Origin of the sequence: Aeromicrobium sp. REDSEA-S38_B2 (assembly GCF_001628525.1) — a bacterium.
GTDB classification, from domain to species: Bacteria; Actinomycetota; Actinomycetes; order Propionibacteriales; family Nocardioidaceae; genus Aeromicrobium; species Aeromicrobium erythreum.
In genome coordinates, this window is record NZ_LUNH01000097.1 from 42125 (window position 1) to 61014 (window position 18890).

Below are 18890 nucleotides of genomic sequence, written 5' to 3' on the forward strand. Positions count from 1 at the left end.
CACGCTGGGGTACGACCCACGACGTCTCCGGAAGGAACCCCATGTCGACCATCGACCTCACCGCCCAGAGCTTCGAGGAAGCCGTCACCGGCGAGGGCATCACCCTCGTGGACTGGTGGGCGTCGTGGTGCGGTCCGTGCCGGCAGTTCGCACCCGTCTACGACGCCGCGAGCGAGCAGAACCCCGACGTGACCTTCGGCAAGATCGACACCGAGGCCGAGCAGCAGCTCGCCGGAGCCGCCGGCATCACGTCGATCCCGACGCTCATGGCGTTCCGCGACGGCGTGCTCGTCTTCAGCCAGCCCGGCGCGCTGCCCGCGCCGGCGCTCGACCAGGTGATCCAGGCGGTCCGCGACCTCGACATGGACGACGTCCACCGTCAGGTGGCCGAGGCGCGCGCCGCCGAGCAGCCGGGCACGCCCGACGCGAACGCCTGAGTCCGAGCCCCCACGAGCCCACCGCCCTGACCTCGGGCGGCGGCGCGTCGCGCCGAGGGGCGCGACACCACCACCGGAAGGGACCCCCATGATCCTGATCAACGTCAAGTTCTCCGTGCGCCCCGAGGCCGTCGAGCGGTGGCCGGAGGCCGTCCGCCCGTTCACCGAGGCCACGCGCGCCGAGGAGGGCAACCTGTTCTTCGAGTGGTCGCGCAGCCTGGAGGAGGAGAACACGTTCGTCCTGGTCGAGGGCTTCCAGGACGATGCCGCCGAGGCGCACGTCTCGAGCCAGCACTTCGCCGACGGCCTCGAGGCGATGCGTCCGCTGCTCACGTCGACGCCGCAGATCATCAGCCACACGATCCCCGTCGACGGCTGGGGTCGCATGGGCGAGCTCCAGGTCGACTGAACGCGCACGGGCCCCTGCGCCGTCGCCCGACCGCGTGAGGGACACTAGAGGGATGCCCACGACCACCGACCTGCGCGTGCTGCTGCGCCACCCGGTCGACTTCGTGGTCGCCGAGGACCCCGCCGCCTCGCGGTTCGTCTTCACCGCCCCCGACGGGGAGCACGAGGTGACGGCGAACGACGCCATCGGTCCGTTGAGCCAGGGCATCCGCACGATGAACGCGGACCCGTCGGTCCGGGCCTGGGCCACGCCCGCGATCCTCGCACTGCGGCTCATGGCCACGGGGCGGCTGGCCGCGCCCGACTCGTCCTCGGCGTCCCAGCTGCAGGACGCCGCGCGCTCCGTCGGTTCCGACGCAGCGTCGGGCCAGGCGAAGGTCCGGGGGTTCCTCGCGGCGCTCGCGGTCGACGCGCCCGCCGTCGCCACGCAGCCCCAGGACGACGCGGTGCCGGACCCGCAGGGCATGCGTCGCCGCAGCCGCCCGAGCGGCGCGGTGGCGCCACCGCTCGTGGAGCAGGCACCGGTCCGGCCGCGCACGTTCAGCGGACAGCTGGTGGTCACCTTCCGGCAGTCCGCCGACGCAGAGGGCCACGTGGCCGACGTGCGCCTGAAGGTCAAGCCGCTCGACGCGTCCTGGTCGGCCGTCGACGTCGCCGACCTGTGGCGTCGCGACGACCACCACTTCGGCGCGGGCGCACGACCCGGGGTGCGGACGCTGGTCAGCACCGCCGCCGCGGCCTGGCCGACCCTCACGCGCATGCTCGGCCGGCTCGACCAGGGTTCGGTACCCCTCACGGCCGAGGAGGTCGGCGAGCTCGGCCGCACCCGCGTCTCCAGCCTGCTGCGCTCCTACCGGGTCGAGGTGCTGTGGCCCGACGGACTGGTCCGCTCGCTCGACTCGCGCCCCACCGTCCGCCGGGTCGGCGACGCGATGCCGCACGACCGGCCCCGCGCGTTCGGCCGCTCGCAGGTGTTCCGCTTCGACTGGAACCTCGCCCTCGGCGACGAGACGCTCACGGCCGAGGAGCTCGACGTGCTGGCCGAGGCCCAGCACGGCCTGGTGCGCCTGCGCGAGCGCTGGGTGCTGGTCGACCCGGCCCGCACCCAGGCCCTGCTCGAGCGACGCACGCACGAGCTCACCGCGGTCGAGGCCCTGCGCGCCGCCGTGTCCGGCGAGATCGAGATCGACGACGTGCGCACCGAGGTCTCCACCGAGGGCTGGCTCGACGACGTGCGCCGCCGGCTCGCCGAGCACGTTGCACGGGACCCTGCGCGAGTACCAGCGCGACGGCCTGCGCTGGATGGCCCAGCTCGTCGACCTCGGCCTGGGCGGCATCCTCGCCGACGACATGGGCCTGGGCAAGACCGTCATGCTCATCGCGCTGCACCTCCACCTCGAGGACCAGGCGCGCGCGGCCGGACGCCCCGTGGCCCCCACGCTCGTCGTCTGCCCCGCGTCCGTCGTGGGCAACTGGGTCCGCGAGATCGAGCGGTTCGCGCCGGGCGTCCCGGTCCGACGCCACCACGGCACCGGGCGCAGCCTGGTCGGTGTGACCGAGGGCTTCGTCGTCACGACCTACGCCACGCTGCGCCGGGACGCCGTCGACCTCGCCGACGTCGAGACCGGCTGGGGCGTCGTCGTCGCCGACGAGGCGCAATACGTCAAGAACGTCCGGTCCGCGGCTGCCAAGGCCCTGCGCTCGATCCCCACGCCGGTCCGCCTCGCCCTGACGGGCACGCCCGTGGAGAACGGCCTGACCGAGCTGTGGTCGATCCTGGACTGGACCACCCCGGGGCTGCTCGGCGGGCTCGAGGAGTTCCGGCGCCAGTGGTCGCGACCGATCGAGCGAGGCCAGGACCGCGACCGCGCCGGCGAGCTGTCGCGTCTCGTCCGCCCGTTCCTGCTCCGGCGTCGCAAGAGCGACCCGGGCATCGCGCCCGAGCTGCCCCCGAAGACCGAGACCGACTACCGGGTGCACCTGACGCGGGAGCAGGTCGGCCTCTACGAGGCCGTCGTGCGCGAGACGATGACGGAGATCGAGTCCAGCGAGGGCATGCAGCGCCGCGGGCTCGTAGTCCGGCTGCTCACGCAGCTGAAGCAGGTCTGCAACCACCCTGCGCAGCTCCTGCGCGAGCCGCGGGCCACGCTGACGGGCCGCTCCGGGAAGCTCGACATGCTCGACGAGCTGCTCGACGAGATCGTCGCCAGCGACGGCGCCGCCCTCGTGTTCACGCAGTACGCGCAGATGGGACACCTGCTCACCCGGCACCTGACCGAGCGGCGCATCCCCGTGCAGTTCCTGCACGGCGGCGTCCCCGTGCCGACGCGCGAGCAGATGGTCGCGCGCTTCCAGGCGGGCGAGGTCCCGGTCTTCGTGCTGTCGCTGAAGGCCGGAGGCACCGGCCTCACGCTGACCCGCGCCGACCACGTGATCCACTACGACCGCTGGTGGAACCCCGCCGTCGAGGACCAGGCCACCGACCGGGCCCACCGCATCGGGCAGACCAAGCCGGTGCAGGTGCACCGCATCATCGCCGAGGGCACCATCGAGGAGTCCGTGGCCGAGCTGATCGCGTCGAAGCGGGCGCTCGCCGACGCCGTCGTGAACGCGGGCGAGAGCGCGCTGACGGAGCTGACCGACGCCGAGCTGGTCGAGCTGGTGCGACTGCGCCGCTGACGGGTCGCCGCGAGCCGGGGGCCCTGCCGACTTGCCTTGGTACTACCTTTCGTGGCACGCTCGCGTGACCTGCCTCACGTCCTGTGTCGCCCCGCTCGGGTGGCCGTCGTCCCCTCACGTCCGGAGTCCCCGTGGATCCCATCGACCCCGTGCACGGGACCGGCGTCCTGCTGGCCATCGCGCTGGCCGCCGTCGTCCTGCTGCTCGTCCTCATCATCCGCGTCAAGCTGCACGCCTTCATCGCGCTCGTCCTGGTCAGCCTGCTCACGGCCGTCGCCACCGGCATCCCGCTCGTCGACGTGCCCACCGCGCTCACGTCGGGGTTCGGCTCGACGCTGGCGTCGGTGGCCCTGCTCGTCGGCTTCGGCGTGATGATCGGCCGCCTCCTCGAGGCATCCGGCGGGGCCCAGGTGCTCGCCGACACCCTCGTGTCGCGCTTCGGCGAACGCCGCGCGCCGCTCGCCCTCGGCGTCGCGGCCTTCCTCTTCGGGCTGCCGATCTTCTTCGACGCGGGCCTCGTGGTCTTCCTGCCCATCGTGCTCACGGTGGCCCGCCGGTTCGGCGGGTCGGTGCTGGTCTACGCGCTACCCGCCGCCGGCGCCTTCGCCGCGACCCACGCGCTCCTGCCGCCGCACCCCGGACCCGTCGCCGCCGGCACGGTCATGGGCGGCGACCTCGGCGTCGTCCTGCTGGTCAACCTGCCCATCGCGGTCGTCGCCTGGTACGTCGGCGTGTACCTGTTCTCGCGGTGGGTCGGGGCGCGGGTGCACGTCGACGTCCCGACGCTCCTGCTGGGCGAGGAGCAGGACGGCGGACCCGACTCGACGCCGCCGCCGGTCGCGCTCGTGCTCTCGATCCTGCTCGTCCCCCTCGTCCTCATCGGGCTCAACACGGTGCTGACCACCCTCGTGGCCGGAGGCACCCTCGCCGAGGGCCAGGCCTGGGTCGACGCCCTCGTGCTCGTCGGGACGACGCCGGTGGCCCTGCTGCTCACGCTGCTGCTGGCCATCGGGACCCTGGGACGACGCGGCCGCTCCCTCGCCGAGTCAGGAGCGCTCCTCGACGCCTCGCTCGGACCGGTCTGCTCGGTCATCCTCATCACGGGCGCGGGCGGCATGCTCGGCGGCGTCCTGCGCACCAGCGGCGTCGGCGCGGCGCTCACCGACTCCCTCGGCGGGCTGGGCGTCCCGCTGCTGCTGCAGGCGTTCCTGCTCGCGGCGGCGCTGCGCGTGGCGCAGGGATCAGCGACGGTGGCCCTCACCACCGCGTCCGGCCTCGTCGCCGCGCAGACCGCCGACCTCTCCGACGTGCAGGTCGCGCTGCTCGTCACGGCGGTCGCTGCCGGCGCGACGGTGCTCTCGCACGTCAACGACTCCGGCTTCTGGCTCGTCAGCCGGTTCTTCGGCCTGGACGTCCGCACGACGCTGCGGACCTGGACCGTCATGGAGACGACGCTGGGACTCAGCGCCCTCGCGCTCGCCGCCGTCGCCTACCCTCTGGTCGCATGAGTGGCTCAGTCCGGTCGGAGCTGACCGACGACCTCGACGCAGATCGCGTGCATCGCCGCGCGCGCTGCCTCGGCCTCCCCTGCAGCCACCGCGCGAGCGACCTCCGCGTGCAGACGTCGGGCCTCGGGCGCGGGCTCGGAGGGCATGAGGTCGTGGTCGGTGCGCCCGCGCAGCACCTCCTCCACGACGTCGCCGAGCGCGCGGAACATCGGGTTGCCGGTGCCGTCCAGGAGGAGCCGGTGGAAGGTCACGTCGAGCTCGAGGAAGGCCTGCAGGTCGCCACCGGCCCCGGTGCGCTCGAGGTCGTCGGCGAGGCGCAGGAGTCGACGCCGCGTCTCGGGCGTCGCGTGGGCGGCCGACAGCGCCGCGCTCGTCGGCTCGACCGCCGCCCGCAGCTGGGCCAGCTGGTGCAGCAGACGTCCGCGACCGGGCCCGGCGAGGCGCCAGCGGATGACGGACGGTGCGTAGTGGTCCCATCGTTCCTCGGGCAGCACGGTCACGCCCGTACGACGACGACTCTCGACCAGCCCCATCGACGCGAGCACCTGCACGACCTCGCGCGCGACGGTGCGCGAGACCTCGTAGTCCGCGCGGATCGCCTCGAGCGTCAGCGCCTCGCCCGGGGCGAGAAGACCGTCCACGATGCGTGGACCGAGGTCGGCCAGGACCTCCTCGTGCGCCGTCGGCATGAGGAGGACTCTAGGGCGTGCGGGGGCCGACGATGAACGGCGCGCTGCAGGTCGTCGTGATGGGCGTCTCGGGCACCGGCAAGTCGGCCGTCGGGTCGCGGGTGGCCGAACGGCTGGGTGTCCCGTACGTCGAGGGCGACGAGCACCACCCGGCGGCGAACATCGCGAAGATGGCCGCGGGGACGCCGCTGACCGACGACGACCGCCGCCCCTGGCTCGAGGAGCTCGCCGAGGTGCTCGCCAGCAGGGAGCGTGCCGGCACCTCGACGCTCCTCGGGTGCTCGGCGCTGCGCCGCACCTACCGCGACCTGCTCCGCGGTGGCCTGCCGGCAGGGACCGTCGGCTTCCTGCACCTGGTGGCCGAGCCCGAGGTGCTGCACCGACGCATGGAGGAGCGCGAGCACTTCATGCCCCCCAGCCTGCTGCGCAGCCAGCTCGCCACGCTCGAGCCGCTCGAGCCCGACGAGCTCGGCACCGCGATCGACGTCGACGCCCCGCTCGACGTCGTGGTCGAGCGGGGCGTCGAGGCCGTGCGCGCCCTCGCGGGACGCGGTGCCGCGCTGCGCTAGAAGGTGCCGCAGGTCGAGACGAACGGCGTGCCGGCCACCCGGCCCTCGAGGAACGCGAACGCACTCGGGAACCCGGCGACGGCCCCGCCGACGTGGGTCGGCGTCACCAGTGTCTGGAAGCGGACCTTCGCGCCCTGCGAGCACCATGACCGCGCCATGTCGCGGTCCTGCGCGTAGTCGACGACGTCGTCGAGCGCCGAGTGCGCGACGAGGCTCGGCACCGTCGGGCGGACCGTGCCGAGACGTCGCTCGGCGAGCGCAGCGGCGATGTCGGGTCGGCTCAGGTAGTCGGCGATCGGACGGCCGTCCTTCGTCAGGGTCGAGGTCTGCGTGAAGGCGAAGGATGCGACCCCGTCGATGAGGCACGAGTCCTGGACGCGGTCGAGGAACTGCTGTCCTCGCTCGTTCAGCAGGTCGCGGATCCGCAGCTGCGGCTCGGCGTCGTCGAGCGCCGCGACGGCGTAGCCGAGGAACGCCGCGTACGGCGAGCCGTCGAGCTTCGGGGCCACGCGCGAGAGGTCGGCGGGCACCGCACCGGCGTAGCCGCCCTTCAGCTTGAGCTCCGGCGCGTAGGACGACGCCAGCTCGAGGGCACCGGCGGCGGCGTTGCCCCCCTCGGAGTAGCCCGACACGAGGACGGGCGCCGTGCTCGTGACGATGCCGAGGCGCTGCGCGGCACGCACCGAGTCGAGGACGTTGCGCCCGAGGGAGCGCGGGTCGACGTACGGGTGCACGCCGGGGGTCCCGAGACCCTCGTAGTCGGTGACGGCCACCGTGTAGCCGCGGGCGAGGAGGCCCTTGATGAACGCCCCTTCGTACTCCGTGCCGGCGGCGAGCTGCTTCGAGGGCGCGCACCGGTCGGCCATGCCCTGCGTGCCCACGGCGTACGCGACGACCGGACGCTCCCCCGCGCCGAACCAGGCTGCCTTGGGCTTCAGGATCGTGCCCGTCACGACCGTCGGGCCCTGGGCGTTGGCGCTGGTATACATCACGCGGGTGACGTCGGCCGGAGCCCGCAGCGCCTTGAGCGGGTCGAGGTAGAACACCGACGGCTCGCTGCGCAGGACCGTGCCCGGCGCACCTGACGTGTCCGCGGGCGGGGTGTAGAAGTCGTCGGCCGACGCGGGTGGCGCGGCGACGAGGCCCGCGCCGAGCGTGGCGGCGAGGGCGAGCAGGACACGACGCCCCCGCGACGGACGTCGTCGGGACAGGACGGACTGAGACATGGTGGGACCCCCTCTGCGCGACACCCTCGGTCGCGCCCGCCCAGTGTGACGGTGAGTTACATCACAGGTCAACATCGAGGTGGGGGCGAAGGGGCGGACGTCCGACGTCGCGGGCGGTGGCCGGCCCGTGCGGGGCTGGATTGCGGACGTCTTCGAGAACCGGTTGGGTCGAGGGACCGACCGACCCAGGAGGACCCGTTGACCACCCTGTTCATCGACGGCCGGTGGCGCGACGCGTCGGACGGCGAGAGCCGCACGATCCGCTGTCCCGCCGACGGCCGCACCGTGACCACCGTCGCCGAGGCGACCTCCGCCGATGCGGCCGACGCCGTCCGCGCCGCCCGACGTGCCTTCGACGACGGCCCCTGGCCCCGGACGCCCGCACCGGAGCGCGCCGCACTGCTCCGCCGTCTCGCCGACCGGCTCGAGGCGGAGAAGGGGGACGTCGCACGGCTGGAGGCCCTCGACACCGGCAAGCGCATGGTGGAGGCCCGCATCGACATGGACGACGTCGTGGGCGTGTTCCGGCACTTCGCCGGCCTGGCACAGGCGGACGCCGGCCGCGTGGTCGACACCGGGCAGCCGCACGTGGCGAGCCGCGTCGTGCACGAGCCGGTCGGCGTCTGCACGCTCATCACCCCGTGGAACTTCCCTCTGCTGCAGACGTCGTGGAAGGTCGCTCCGGCGCTCGCGACGGGCTGCACGTTCGTGCTCAAGCCGAGCGAGCTGACCCCGTCGACGGCGATCTGGCTGGTGCGGACCCTCGCCGACCTCGGCCTGCCCGACGGCGTCGCCAACCTCGTCCTCGGTGCCGGGGACCGCGTGGGCCCGACGCTCACCGAGGCTCCCGAGGTCGACCTCGTGTCGTTCACCGGTGGCCTCGTGACCGGTCGACGGATCATGGCCGCGGCCGCGCCGACCGTCAAGAAGGTCGCCCTCGAGCTCGGCGGCAAGAACCCGAACGTCGTCTTCGCGGACGCCGACTGGGAGGCGGCGGTCGACAACGCGCTCACGGCGGTCTTCCTCGACTCCGGCCAGGTCTGCTCGGCCGGCACACGGCTCGTCGTCGAGGACTCGATCCACGACCGGTTCGTCGACGAGCTGGTCGCCCGCGCTGCACGCATCCGGCTGGGCGGACCCGACGACGAGCGTGCGGAGACCGGCCCGCTGATCAGCGCAGCCCACCGCGAGAAGGTCGAGGCGTACGTCGCGGCCGGCGTCGCGGAGGGGGCCGTGCTGCGCGTGGGCGGGGCCCGGCCCGACGACCCGGACCTCGCGGACGGCTTCTACTACCTGCCCACCATCCTCGACGAGTGCTCGGCCGACATGTCCTGCGTGCAGGACGAGAGCTTCGGGCCGGTCCTGACCGTCGAGCGGTTCACGGGCGAGGACGCCGACGCGCTCGAGGACGCGGCCGTCTCGATCGCCAACGACACGATCTACGGTCTCGCCGGGGCCGTCTGGACGCAGGACGCCGGTCGCGCCGAGCGGGTCGCGTCGCGGTTGCGCCACGGCACGGTCTGGATCAACGACTACCACCCGTACGTGCCGCAGGCGGAGTGGGGCGGCTTCAAGCAGAGCGGCATCGGCCGCGAGCTGGGCCTCGCCGGGCTCGAGGACTACCGCGAGCCCAAGCACATCTGGCACAACACCCGACCTGCACCGAGCGGCTGGTTCGGCGCCGACCCCACTCCGCAGGACTGACGGAGGTCACGCGCTGGCGACGACGTCGCCGTCGGACGTCCGGTGAGAGGCGGCAGGACCGGCCCAGGGGAAGCGACCCGGCCCCGCCGCCCGTCCCGAGAGAAGGTCATCCTCCCTCGCCCGCGCCGGTGAGGAGGGCGTCGGACGGCTCCTCCATGAGAACCGACCGTCAACGACAGGTCAAGGGTCTGGGCGTCACCGCTCGGCGGGCCAGTGGTTCTCCGCGACCAGGTCCGTCAGCGGGCGGGGGCTGGTCCAGTGCTCCTCCTCGAGCATCGGGCGCTCGTAGAAGGCCTCGACCGGCCCGAGGCACAGCAGCGCGACCGGCTCCGCACCGTCGGGCATCGCGAGCTCGCGCGCGACGACGGCGGGGTCGAACATCGACACCCAGCCCATGCCGTAGCCCTCGGCCCGCGCCGCCAGCCAGAGGTTCTGGATGGCGCACGCCGCCGAGGCGAGGTCCATGTGCGGCATGGTGCGTCGGCCGAACACGTGCTCCTCTCGTCCGTCGGGCAGCGCGACCACCAGCAGCTCGGCGCAGTCGAGGACGCCCTCGACCTTCAGCCGCATGAACTCCTCGGCCCGCTCCCCCATCGCCTCCGCGGTCAGCCGACGCTCGGCGTCGACGTGCGCGTGCAGACGCTGCCGGAGCGCGCCGTCGGTGACCCGGACGAAGCGCCACGGCTGCATGAGTCCCACGCTCGGCGCCCGGTGGGCGGCCTCCAGCAGCCGCGCCAGCACGTCGGCCGGGACCTCGCCGCCGGCGAAGTGCCGCATGTCGCGACGTTCCGCGATGACCCGGTGGACGACCTCCCGCTCGTGCGCGGCGTACGCGTGCTGGCTCACCCGGCGACGCTAGCAACCGACGGCGGCGATCGACGCGTCGGCCGGTCGCCGACTGTTCACCTCCAGGACAGGGACCTCTGCCAGGGTGCGTCGTTGAGATGACCGTGACCTTCTTCCGCCACGGGGTGGCCTCCGGCGACCCCCTGCCCACCGCCGTCGTCCTGTGGACGCGGGTGACCCCCACCGCGAGCGCCACGCCCGGCTCCGGCCGCGGACCGCGTGCCGAGGTCTCGTGGGTCGTCGCCCTCGACCGTGCCTTCCGGCGCGTGGTGCGTCGAGGCACCGCGACGACGAGCGCCGCCGAGGACCACACCGTCAAGGTCGACGTGACCGGGCTCGCCCCCGGCACGACGTACTACTACCGCTTCTCCTACCAGCGGGAGCGTTCAACGACCGGCCGTACCCGCACCGCGCCGGCGACGAACGCCGCACCCGCGCGGATGCGCTTCGGCGTCGTGTCCTGCGCCAACTACGAGGCCGGCTACTTCAGCGCCTACCGCCACCTCGCGCAGCAGCAGGTCGACGTCGTCCTGCACCTCGGCGACTACATCTACGAGTACGGCACCGGCGAGTACGCCATGGGCCAGAAGAACGTCGTCGTGCGCCAGGCCGACCCGACGCACGAGATCGTGTCGCTCTCGGACTACCGCCGTCGGCACGCGCTCTACAAGACCGACCCGGACCTGCAGACCCTGCACCGCTCCGTCCCGTTCATCTGCACGTGGGACGACCACGAGTCGGCCAACGACGCCTGGCTCCAGGGCGCGGAGAACCACGACCCCGCCACGGAGGGCTCCTGGGCGGCCCGTCGGGCCGCGGCCTACCGCGCCTACGACGAGTGGATGCCCGTGCGGCTGAGCGGCACGGCCCGGCTCGGCGACGGCACGCAGATCTACCGCCGGTTCACGTTCGGCCGGCTCGCCGAGCTCTCGATGCTCGACCTGCGCAGCTACCGCACCGCCCCGGGAGGCGCATTCACCCAGGTGCCGTCGCGCGACGACGCCGGCCGCAAGATCGCCGGCGACGACCAGATCGCCTGGCTGAAGCGCGGGCTCAGCACGACCGCCTCGCAGTGGAAGCTCGTGGGCAACCCGGTGATGATCTCCCCCGTGCTGGTCCCGCCGCTGCCGAACCGCGTGCGCGACGGCCTCCAGGACTCCATCGGGCTGCTGCCCGCGGAGGGCGTGCAGTACAACACCGACCAGTGGGACGGCTACACGGTCGAGCGTCGGCAGGTGCTCGAGCACCTCGCCGACCAGAACATCACCGACACGGTCTTCCTGACCGGCGACATCCACTCGGCGTGGGCCTGCGACCTGCCGACGAACCCCGGCACCTACCCGTTCAGCACGACCGTCGGCACCGAGCTCGTCTGCACGTCGGTGACCAGCAACAACCTCAAGGACATCCTCGGGGCACCCCCGCGCACCGCGTCGGTGGGGGTCGAGGAGGCGATCAAGACGGCGAACCGTCACGTCAAGCACCTCGACTTCGACAACCACGGCTTCTCGGTCCTGGACGTGACACCGGCTCGCGTGCAGATGGACTGGTACGTCATCAGCAGCCGCGCCGACCGCGCCGCGACCGCCAGCTGGTCGACGTCCTACGAGGTCCCGGCCTCGGCCCAGAAGGTCCGCAAGGTCAGCCAGCCCACGACAGGAGCCAGCGCATGAGCGCCCCCCAGCTCGACCGACGGACCGTGCTGCGCGCGGCCGCCGCCACCGGTGGTGCCGTCGTCCTCTCCGGCGCTGCCGGCGCCCCGTGGGCCTCGGCCGCGCCCGTCACGTCCAAGCGCGTGTACGTGCTGGTCATCGACGGCTGCCGACCTGACGAGATCACGCCCGAGTCGACCCCGAACCTGCACGCGCTGCGCGCTGCTGGCCGGTGGTTCCCGCAGGCCCGATCCATGCCGATCGCGGAGACCATCCCCAACCACGTGATGATGATGACCGGCGTGCGTCCGGACCGCAGCGGCGTCCCGGCGAACTCGATCTACGACCGTGCGCGGCAGGAGGTGCGCACGTGCGGCGAGCCGACCGACATCGTCTTCCCCACCATGCTCGAGCGCCTGCGCGAGCGCGGGCTCACCACCGGCTCGGTGCTCAGCAAGGACTACCTCTACAGCGTGTTCGGCACGCGGGCGACCTACCGCTGGGAGCCGTTCCCGCTGCTGCCGGTGACCAACCACGCCCTCGACGTGTTCACGATGAGCGCGCTGCGCACGATGATCTCCGAGGCCGACCCGCACCTCGTGTTCGCGAACTTCGGCGACATCGACCGCTTCGGGCACAGCGACCTCACGGGCTCCAACCTGCAGGTGCTGCGCCGCACGGCGCTCACCTCCACCGACGCGCAGATCCGCTCGTTCGTCTCCTGGCTGCGCACCCGCAGCACCTGGTCGTCCACGACCGTCGTCGTGCTGGCGGACCACTCCATGGACTGGAGCGACCCCGACCGGCTCATCAGCCTGACCCGCGCCTTCCAGGGCAACGCCCTGCTCGAGGGCCAGGTCGCGATCGCCGACAACGGCGGCGCCGACGTGATCAGCTACCTCGGCCGCAGCGCCGACCGGTCCCGTGCGCTGGCCGAGGCCACGCGGGTGGCGCTGGCGACGCCGGGCGTGCTCAGCGTCCGTACGACGGCGCAGCTGCGCCTCGGCGCCAAGGCGGGCGACCTCGTCGTCTACTGCAAGTCGGGCTACCGCTTCTCCGACCCCGACCTGTACTCCAACCCGATCCCGGGCAACCACGGCCACCCGGCGACGGAGGCCATCCCGTTCTTCCTCACCGGCGGCGCCGTCCGACCGGCGGTGCTCAGCGAGCGCGCCGCGACGATCGACGTCGCTCCGACGATCGCGAAGATCTTCGGGCTGTCAGCGCCGCGCGACGGCTTCGACGGCGTGGCACGGGTCTGAACGGGTCGGGTTCGGCGCAAAGTCGGCGCGCACGACCCGGCGGCCGTAGGATCGGCCGAGTGGTGGGAGCCGTGCGACGCGTCGGGCCGCCGGTGTCGGTGCTGACGCTGGTGTGCCTCGTGCTGTCCGTGCTCGCTGCCACCGCCCCGGCCGAGGCGGCCAAGGACCCGCGCCTGACCCGCGCGGTCTACGTCGACCCCACGACGGCGTCGGCGCGCGCGGCGGTGAAGGACAAGCGCTATGCGCCCATCGGGTCGCGCGCGCAGGCCTTCTGGCTGACCGAGGGGTACCCGGCCTCCAAGGTGGCGTCGGTCGCCGCCGAGTACGCCGACCGGGCGCGTCGCGCGAAGCGCACCCCGTTGCTCGCGGTCTACGCGATCACCGGACGCGACTGCGGGCAGCACTCCGCCGGCGGCCTCAACCCGACCCAGTACAAGGCCTGGGTCGACCAGGTCGCCAAGGGGCTGCGCGGCCGGTACGCGATGGTCGTGCTGGAGCCCGACGCCCTCGCCCTGCTCGGCGCGTGCTCCGGCCAGGGCGATCGCACCGCACTGCTGCGGTACGCGACGCGGAGCCTGACGCGGGCAGGTGTCTGGGTCTACATCGACGCCGGGCACAGCCGGTGGATCACGCCGCAGGACATGGCGAAGCGCCTGGTGTCGGCCGGTGTCCGCGACGCGCGTGGCCTGGCCACCAACACCTCCAACTTCCGGCCGACGAGCGAGGAGCGCACCTACGGCGCCGCCGTCGTGGCCGAGCTCGCGAAGCTCGGCGTCAAGGGCAAGCGGTACGTCGTCGACACCTCGCGCAACGGCGCGGCCAAGCCCGTGACGCCGGGCGTCTGGTGCAACCCGCCGGCCGCGCGCCTCGGGCACACGCCGACGATCGTCGACCGCAACGGCCTCGACGCCTACCTGTGGGTCAAGCGGCCCGGCGAGTCCGACGGTCAGTGCGAGGGCGGCCCGAACGCCGGCACCTGGTGGCCCACCGGCGCCCGCCGCCTCCTGGCCCGCTGAGCTCGGTCAGAGGACGTAGGGCCCCGCGAGCAGGAAGAACGCCGCCGCTCCCCCGGCCGCCACGAGCAGCAGGAACGAGAACGCCAGGGCCCCGAGCCGCGGACGCATGCCGAGGATGCCGCGGAGACCGAGCACGACCGCGACCAGCGGAGCCAGCACCCATGCCGTCGTCCAGACGTCCGCGAACGGGTCGCCCGGCGCGGGTGCGCCGGCGGCAGTCAGCCCGGCGAGCAGACCCAGGACGTACCAGGGCACCAGCAGCGGCAGCGTGCCGACGAGCGCCGCCCCGAGCGCCATGCGGACGCCGCGGCCGACCGTCGGCGCGAGCGGACCGTCCGGCAGCGGGCTCCCGACCTCCGGGCCCGCCAGGTGGCGGAAGAAGCGACGGCGGCGCACGAGCAGGAGCACGAGGGCCAGGCCCACCGAGAGCATCCACCACGCGTCGGCGGACATCTGGTCCATCGCCTCCGGGCGCACGCGAGCGGGCGCCAGCTCGAGGCTCGCCCACGCCAGCATCGGCACGACGGTGAGGACCACGGCACTGATGCCGAGACCGAGCAGCAGAGAGACGAGCCGCGTCCAGCGCGTGACGGCGGGGCCCTGCGCGGGAGTCGCAGGCTCCGACGTGTGGTCGGGGGTCGCGGCACGGGCGACGGCGTCGGGTCGGTCGCCGAGGTCGGCGGGACGGCTCAACGGCCGGACGAGAGGGGCGGCCGCGGCTGCGGGCGGCGCGAGGACGACAGGTGGCGTCGCGACCGACCGCACGGGCGGGCTCACCGCAGCGTCCGGGGCGCTCGTCGGGGCCGGAACCGCGGACGCCGCCGACCCGGTGACGTCGTCGGCAGCCGACCGCAGGGCGCGCGCCATCGCCTCCACCCCGCTGTACTCGGAGGCCGCCCGCGCGATGCCGAAGTCGACGATCTTGATGCCGCCGGAGTCGGTCACGAGCACGTTGGCCGGCTTGATGTCGAGGTGCAGGATCCCGGCGCGGTGACAGGCTGCGAGCCCGTCGAGCACGCCGGCGACCACGACCACCGAGCGTGGGCTGGGACCGCGCAGCGCGAGCAGGTCGCGCAGAGAGGTGCCCTCGACGAGCTCCATGACGAGGTGCGGAGTCACCTCGCCGTCACCGTCGGGCATCCGGACGAGATCGTGCACCGTGACGACGTTGGGGTGCGAGACCCGGGCGAGCGTCTCGACCTCGCGCGTGATGCGCCGCATCGCCCGCGGGTCGTCGGCCAGGAAGTGCGAGAACCGCTTGATGGCGACCTGGCGGCCGAGATGACGGTCGAGTGCGCGGAACACCACCCCGTGGTTCCCGGCACCGATCCGGCCTTGCAGCTCGAAGCGTGACGCGTCGACCTGCGGCTCGACCGTGTCGCGGCCGTCGGACCCGCCGACCGGCATCGTGCCGGCCGCTGTGCTGATGGCTGGGGCGAGTGGGACGGGCGCGGTCGACGCCCCGTCGGGCCGTGGTGTCGTGGCAGGGCCAGGCGTCGACGTCGTGCGACGCCTCCTCCACCGTCGGGAGCGACGGTCACGCTGGTCGGCCATGGGCACCATTGTCACGGCCGACGCGAAACGCCTGACACGGCCACCGTGCCGTGCGTGTCGGAGCCGACGGCGACCTTGATCCCGGCGAGCGCGAGGACGGCACCGTCACGCACCGTCACCCACGTGTCGCCGATGCGCTCGCCGTCGACCGAGGTGCCGTTGGTGCTTCCGGCGTCGCGCACCTGCCACGAGCCGCCGAGCAGCCGCAGCTCGGCGTGACGGTAGGAGATCTCCGGCTCCTCCAGCGGCAACGGGCTCTCGGGCAGCCGTCCGAGGACGGTGACGCCGTCGCGCGGCACGCGGACGCTGTGGGCGCCTCGGTGCAGGAACAGGTCGCGTGCGCCGGCGACGGTCGGGGTGGCGTCGGCCGGCACGAGGACGGGGAAGGCCATCGTCTCCTGCGCGGCAGGCACGTCGGTCCGCGCGGGCAGCGGCGTCGGCGCGGCCGGAGCGGTCGACGCGGTGGGCGTGAGGTCGGCGACGACGTCCCAGTCGGGGACGACGGGCTGCCGCTCGGGTCGAGCGGACGACTCGAGCGGACGTCGCACGGAGGCGCCCGTGCGACTGCCCCGGGCCGGAGGCACCCAGCCGGGTCGCAGCGCGGGGTCGACCTCGACCTCCACGCGCACCTCCTCGGGCGTGCTCCAGCCCTCGCGCTCGGCGTGCGTCAGGTACAGCTTCGCCGCGTCCTCGCCGAGCCGGTCGATGTCGCCGTCGGGGTCGAGCCGCTCGAGGTCCTCCGGCGAGACCCGCACGACGAGCTCGCTGAACGCCACCCGGTCGCCGCTCGGCATCACCACGTGCTGGCCGGTGAGCGCCTTGACGAACCGCCGGCGGAGCACCGCGGCCGAGCCGGTCGGGTACGCGACGAGACGCGCCGCGGCCTCGGTGGCCGCGGCCTTCTTGGAGCCGGTGCCGAAGATGCTCTGGGCGACGCGCAGTCCCACGAGGACCACGCCGACGAAGGCGACGAGAATCAACAGGTTCGTGGCGAGGGAGGTGAGCGTGGTCATGCTGCCATCGTCGGACGAGGCGCCAGGAACAGGCGAGCCGCGGTGGAACATGTTCCACCGCGGCTCTTTCCCAGGGCACGACACGCCCCGGCCAGGACGTGGCGTGCGGGTCTCTCAGTCGTCGACGACGACGATCTGGACGTCGATGTTGCCGCGCGTGGCGTTGGAGTACGGGCACACCTCGTGCGCCTTGTCGGCCAGGGCCTGCGCCTCGTCGTGCGGCAGGGTCGGGACGGTCACCTCGAGCGTGACGGCGAGGTCGAAGCCGCCCTTGCCGTTGGAGCCGATGTCGACCTTCGCGCCGACGCTCGAGTCGCTCACGTCGGCCTTGGCCTGACGGGCGACGAGCTGGAAGGCGCCGTGGAAGCAGGCGGCGTAGCCGGACGCGAAGAGCTGCTCGGGGTTCGTGCCCTCGCCGTTGCCGCCCATGCTGGTAGGCAGTGCCGTGTGCAGGTCGAGGCGACCGTCGCTCGTCACGACGTGCCCGCCGTCGCGGCCGCCGCCCGTCGCGAGTGCCTCGGCGGTGTAGATCGCGTCCATGGTTCCTCCTGGGAGTCGGGGATCGGGGCGGCCCGTGCCGCACCCTCGGCACTATCATTGCACACAATTACATCGTGTGCAATGCATTGAGCGGTCAGGCGTGTCCGCCGGGTGCTGGCATGATCGTCGTCGTCGAGACAGGAGGGACGGAAGCGTGCTGCGCATCGGCTGGTCGGTCGGACCCGAGTCGTCGGGTCGTACGGTCGTGGACCCCGGCGGGAAGCTGGTGCTCGCGCGACGGATGACGCTGCCCGAGCAGAGGTCCGTGGCCGTCGAGGAGATCGCCGGCTCGACGTACGTGTTCGTCCGACTCCCCTACCTCAGCGACCCCGCGGTGGTCGTGCAGGCCGGCGCCGGACATCCCGTGCTCCACCGCGGGCAGCGCGCGAACGGCGTGGTCGTGGAGGTCGTGACACCGGACGGCGACGCGTCGACACCCGTCCCTGGTCAGCGGATGTCGCTCACGGCGCCCGGCACGCGCGTGAGCCTGCGCTTCCCCGACCTCAGCATCGACCTCGTCGTCGACTTCGACCCGCCGACGCTGGCGCCGGCGGGCACCGGCACCGTCCAGCTCGACGTCGACGCGCTGCAGCACGACGACGCCTGGCTCGTGGCGGCGATCGCGGTGGCCCTGTCGCCGGAGCACGGCGTGGTCGGGCACGCGCAGCTGAAGGAGGCGTTCGCGCGCTGGCGCGAGGAGCCTGAGCGCAGCGACGGCGCGTTCGACCGCAACGTCCTGCGACCGGCCCTGGAGTCGCGCGGCGTCGAGCTGCCGGGCCCCCGACTCAACAAGATCCTCTACCTGGTGGAGCGCTGTCGCCGCACCCACGAGTTCCCGCCGCGGGTGCTCGACCAGGTCCGCGCGCGGCTCGGTCAGCCGTCGACCTGAGTCGGCGACACGACGCGCGAAGGCCCCGCGCGGACGTGGGTCCGTGCGGGGCCTTCCTCGCTGAGGATCAGCGCTGGTCGTCAGGACCTGAGGTGTGGACGATCTCGTCCTCGACCTCGGGGATGTGCGCGTCGGGGTCCTCGAGCGCCGCAGGCGTGCCGGTCTCGTCGGCAGCGCCCTGGGCCTTCTGCGCCACGCGCTCGACCGCCTCGGCCGACTCGTCGCGCACGTGCTTGGCGCCCTGCTGGGCCGATCCGACGGCGTCGGCGATCGCGTCCTCGTCGCTCGAGCGCGGCGCGGCCTCGGCGACCTTCTCGCGCACCTCTCCGGCCTGCTCGGCCGCCTCGTCCTTGACGTCCTTCGCGGCGTCCTTGGCCGTGTCGACCGCCTCGGACAGCCCGCCCTCGTCGGCGGCGTCCTTGACGTCCTCGGCCTTGGAGACGGCCTCGTCCTTCAGGTCCTTCGCGGTGTCCTTGACGCTCTCGACGGTGCTGGACAGGTCTCCGTCCGTGGCGTCCTCGACGGTCTCCTTGACCGCCTCGGCCGCGCCGGTGGCCTGGGCGCGGACGGTGCCGACCGTCCCCTTCAGCGAGTCGACGACCTCGTGGCGCTTGTCCTCGTCGCGGACGGCGTGCACGGCGTCCTCGGCGAACGCCTCGGCCTTGTGCACCGCGTCCTGCACGCGCGGATCGGACTGGAAGCGCTCCGCCGCGTCACGCAGCTGCTCGTACCGCTCGCGGCCGGCTCGGGCGCCGAGCACGTAGCCGATGCCGAACGCCAGCGCGTAGACGATCTTCTTCATGGGGTTCCTCCCGACTCGTGGTCCGTGACGACCAGCCTGTCAGGGCTCGCTGCGACCTGCATCCCAGGACGAAGTGGGGCGTGTCGGACCCTGCCC

At 73.2% G+C, this 18890-nt stretch carries 17 protein-coding genes and 1 pseudogene; 11 read left to right on the forward strand and 7 right to left on the reverse strand.

The window, feature by feature from the left end; all coding sequences use genetic code 11:
- The first annotated feature begins 41 nt into the window (after positions 1–41).
- From A6Q81_RS16045 to A6Q81_RS16065, 5 genes and pseudogenes are all read left to right on the forward strand, one after another.
- On the forward strand, positions 42–437 hold the full coding sequence (locus A6Q81_RS16045) for a thioredoxin family protein (protein ID WP_067857001.1): 396 nt from the start codon (positions 42–44) through the stop codon (positions 435–437).
- 88 nt (positions 438–525) lie between these two features.
- Positions 526–846, forward strand: a complete 321-nt coding sequence (locus A6Q81_RS16050) for a putative quinol monooxygenase (protein WP_067856998.1) — start codon at positions 526–528, stop codon at positions 844–846.
- A 757-nt stretch (positions 847–1603) separates the two neighbouring features.
- Positions 1604–1951, forward strand: a pseudogene (locus tag A6Q81_RS16055) (SNF2 helicase-associated domain-containing protein); the annotation flags it as partial.
- Positions 1952–2102: 151 nt separating this feature from the next.
- Positions 2103–3524, forward strand: coding sequence for a DEAD/DEAH box helicase (locus A6Q81_RS16060; RefSeq protein WP_286691079.1), 1422 nt, complete (start codon positions 2103–2105; stop codon positions 3522–3524).
- A 131-nt stretch (positions 3525–3655) separates the two neighbouring features.
- Entirely contained in the window at positions 3656–5032 is a 1377-nt protein-coding gene (locus A6Q81_RS16065) for a GntP family permease (RefSeq protein ID WP_286691080.1), read from the forward strand.
- A gap of 5 nt (positions 5033–5037) precedes the next feature.
- Here A6Q81_RS16065 and A6Q81_RS16070 read toward each other — a convergent pair whose 3' ends face one another.
- Complete coding sequence (locus A6Q81_RS16070) at positions 5038–5721, reverse strand: FadR/GntR family transcriptional regulator (RefSeq protein WP_067856991.1); 684 nt, start codon at positions 5719–5721, stop codon at positions 5038–5040.
- A 17-nt stretch (positions 5722–5738) separates the two neighbouring features.
- Here A6Q81_RS16070 and A6Q81_RS16075 point away from each other — a divergent pair, with 17 nt between their 5' ends.
- Complete coding sequence (locus tag A6Q81_RS16075; protein WP_286691081.1) at positions 5739–6290, forward strand: gluconokinase; 552 nt, start codon at positions 5739–5741, stop codon at positions 6288–6290.
- Here A6Q81_RS16075 and A6Q81_RS16080 read toward each other — a convergent pair.
- Positions 6287–7516, reverse strand: coding sequence for a lipase family protein (locus tag A6Q81_RS16080; protein ID WP_067856985.1), 1230 nt, complete (start codon positions 7514–7516; stop codon positions 6287–6289). The genes A6Q81_RS16075 and A6Q81_RS16080 overlap by 4 nt on opposite strands.
- Positions 7517–7714: 198 nt before the next feature.
- Between A6Q81_RS16080 and A6Q81_RS16085 the strand changes: the two genes are divergently transcribed.
- Positions 7715–9220 (forward strand): aldehyde dehydrogenase family protein, encoded by a 1506-nt coding sequence (locus A6Q81_RS16085; RefSeq protein ID WP_067856982.1) that lies wholly within the window; start codon positions 7715–7717, stop codon positions 9218–9220.
- Positions 9221–9415: 195 nt separating this feature from the next.
- Here A6Q81_RS16085 and bluB read toward each other — a convergent pair whose 3' ends face one another.
- Entirely contained in the window at positions 9416–10066 is a 651-nt protein-coding gene (gene bluB, locus A6Q81_RS16090) for a 5,6-dimethylbenzimidazole synthase (protein ID WP_067856980.1), read from the reverse strand.
- Positions 10067–10164: 98 nt separating this feature from the next.
- Between bluB and A6Q81_RS16095 the strand changes: the two genes are divergently transcribed.
- The 3 genes from A6Q81_RS16095 to A6Q81_RS16105 all read left to right on the forward strand — a co-directional run bounded on the left by A6Q81_RS16095 (position 10165) and on the right by A6Q81_RS16105 (position 13996).
- On the forward strand, positions 10165–11739 hold the full coding sequence (locus tag A6Q81_RS16095; RefSeq protein WP_286691082.1) for an alkaline phosphatase D family protein: 1575 nt from the start codon (positions 10165–10167) through the stop codon (positions 11737–11739).
- The gene (locus tag A6Q81_RS16100) at positions 11736–12980 is read left to right on the forward strand and encodes an alkaline phosphatase family protein (RefSeq protein ID WP_286691083.1); all 1245 of its coding nucleotides are present in this window, start codon (positions 11736–11738) and stop codon (positions 12978–12980) included. Before A6Q81_RS16095 ends, A6Q81_RS16100 begins: the two co-directional genes overlap by 4 nt.
- Before the next feature lie 62 nt (positions 12981–13042).
- A complete protein-coding gene (locus A6Q81_RS16105; protein WP_286691084.1) occupies positions 13043–13996 on the forward strand; it encodes a glycoside hydrolase family 6 protein in 954 nt (317 codons plus the stop codon).
- Positions 13997–14002: 6 nt separating this feature from the next.
- On the opposite strand, the gene A6Q81_RS16110 is transcribed toward A6Q81_RS16105, so the two are convergent.
- The 3 genes from A6Q81_RS16110 to A6Q81_RS16120 form a co-directional block, all read right to left on the reverse strand.
- A complete protein-coding gene (locus A6Q81_RS16110; protein WP_286691085.1) occupies positions 14003–15550 on the reverse strand; it encodes a protein kinase domain-containing protein in 1548 nt (515 codons plus the stop codon).
- A gap of 11 nt (positions 15551–15561) precedes the next feature.
- On the reverse strand, positions 15562–16563 hold the full coding sequence (locus A6Q81_RS16115; RefSeq protein ID WP_286691086.1) for an FhaA domain-containing protein: 1002 nt from the start codon (positions 16561–16563) through the stop codon (positions 15562–15564).
- 114 nt (positions 16564–16677) lie between these two features.
- The gene (locus A6Q81_RS16120; protein WP_067856962.1) at positions 16678–17103 is read right to left on the reverse strand and encodes an organic hydroperoxide resistance protein; all 426 of its coding nucleotides are present in this window, start codon (positions 17101–17103) and stop codon (positions 16678–16680) included.
- A gap of 154 nt (positions 17104–17257) precedes the next feature.
- Here A6Q81_RS16120 and A6Q81_RS16125 point away from each other — a divergent pair, with 154 nt between their 5' ends.
- Entirely contained in the window at positions 17258–17992 is a 735-nt protein-coding gene (locus A6Q81_RS16125; protein WP_067856960.1) for a hypothetical protein, read from the forward strand.
- Positions 17993–18059: 67 nt separating this feature from the next.
- Here A6Q81_RS16125 and A6Q81_RS16130 read toward each other — a convergent pair whose 3' ends face one another.
- A complete protein-coding gene (locus A6Q81_RS16130) occupies positions 18060–18794 on the reverse strand; it encodes a hypothetical protein (RefSeq protein WP_286691087.1) in 735 nt (244 codons plus the stop codon).
- Positions 18795–18890 lie beyond the last annotated feature (96 nt).

What these genes read in the sequence shown, in the direction of transcription:
- A6Q81_RS16045 (WP_067857001.1), top strand. Translation starts at nt 42, where the DNA reads ATGTCGACCATCGACCTCACCGCCCAGAGCTTCGAGGAAGCCGTCACC.
- A6Q81_RS16050 (WP_067856998.1), top strand. Translation starts at nt 526, where the DNA reads ATGATCCTGATCAACGTCAAGTTCTCCGTGCGCCCCGAGGCCGTCGAG.
- A6Q81_RS16070 (WP_067856991.1), bottom strand. Translation starts at nt 5,721, where the DNA reads ATGCCGACGGCGCACGAGGAGGTCCTGGCCGACCTCGGTCCACGCATC.
- A6Q81_RS16080 (WP_067856985.1), bottom strand. Translation starts at nt 7,516, where the DNA reads ATGTCTCAGTCCGTCCTGTCCCGACGACGTCCGTCGCGGGGGCGTCGT.
- A6Q81_RS16095 (WP_286691082.1), top strand. Translation starts at nt 10,165, where the DNA reads ATGACCGTGACCTTCTTCCGCCACGGGGTGGCCTCCGGCGACCCCCTG.
- A6Q81_RS16100 (WP_286691083.1), top strand. Translation starts at nt 11,736, where the DNA reads ATGAGCGCCCCCCAGCTCGACCGACGGACCGTGCTGCGCGCGGCCGCC.
- A6Q81_RS16110 (WP_286691085.1), bottom strand. Translation starts at nt 15,550, where the DNA reads ATGGCCGACCAGCGTGACCGTCGCTCCCGACGGTGGAGGAGGCGTCGC.
- A6Q81_RS16115 (WP_286691086.1), bottom strand. Translation starts at nt 16,563, where the DNA reads ATGACCACGCTCACCTCCCTCGCCACGAACCTGTTGATTCTCGTCGCC.
- A6Q81_RS16120 (WP_067856962.1), bottom strand. Translation starts at nt 17,103, where the DNA reads ATGGACGCGATCTACACCGCCGAGGCACTCGCGACGGGCGGCGGCCGC.
- A6Q81_RS16130 (WP_286691087.1), bottom strand. Translation starts at nt 18,794, where the DNA reads ATGAAGAAGATCGTCTACGCGCTGGCGTTCGGCATCGGCTACGTGCTC.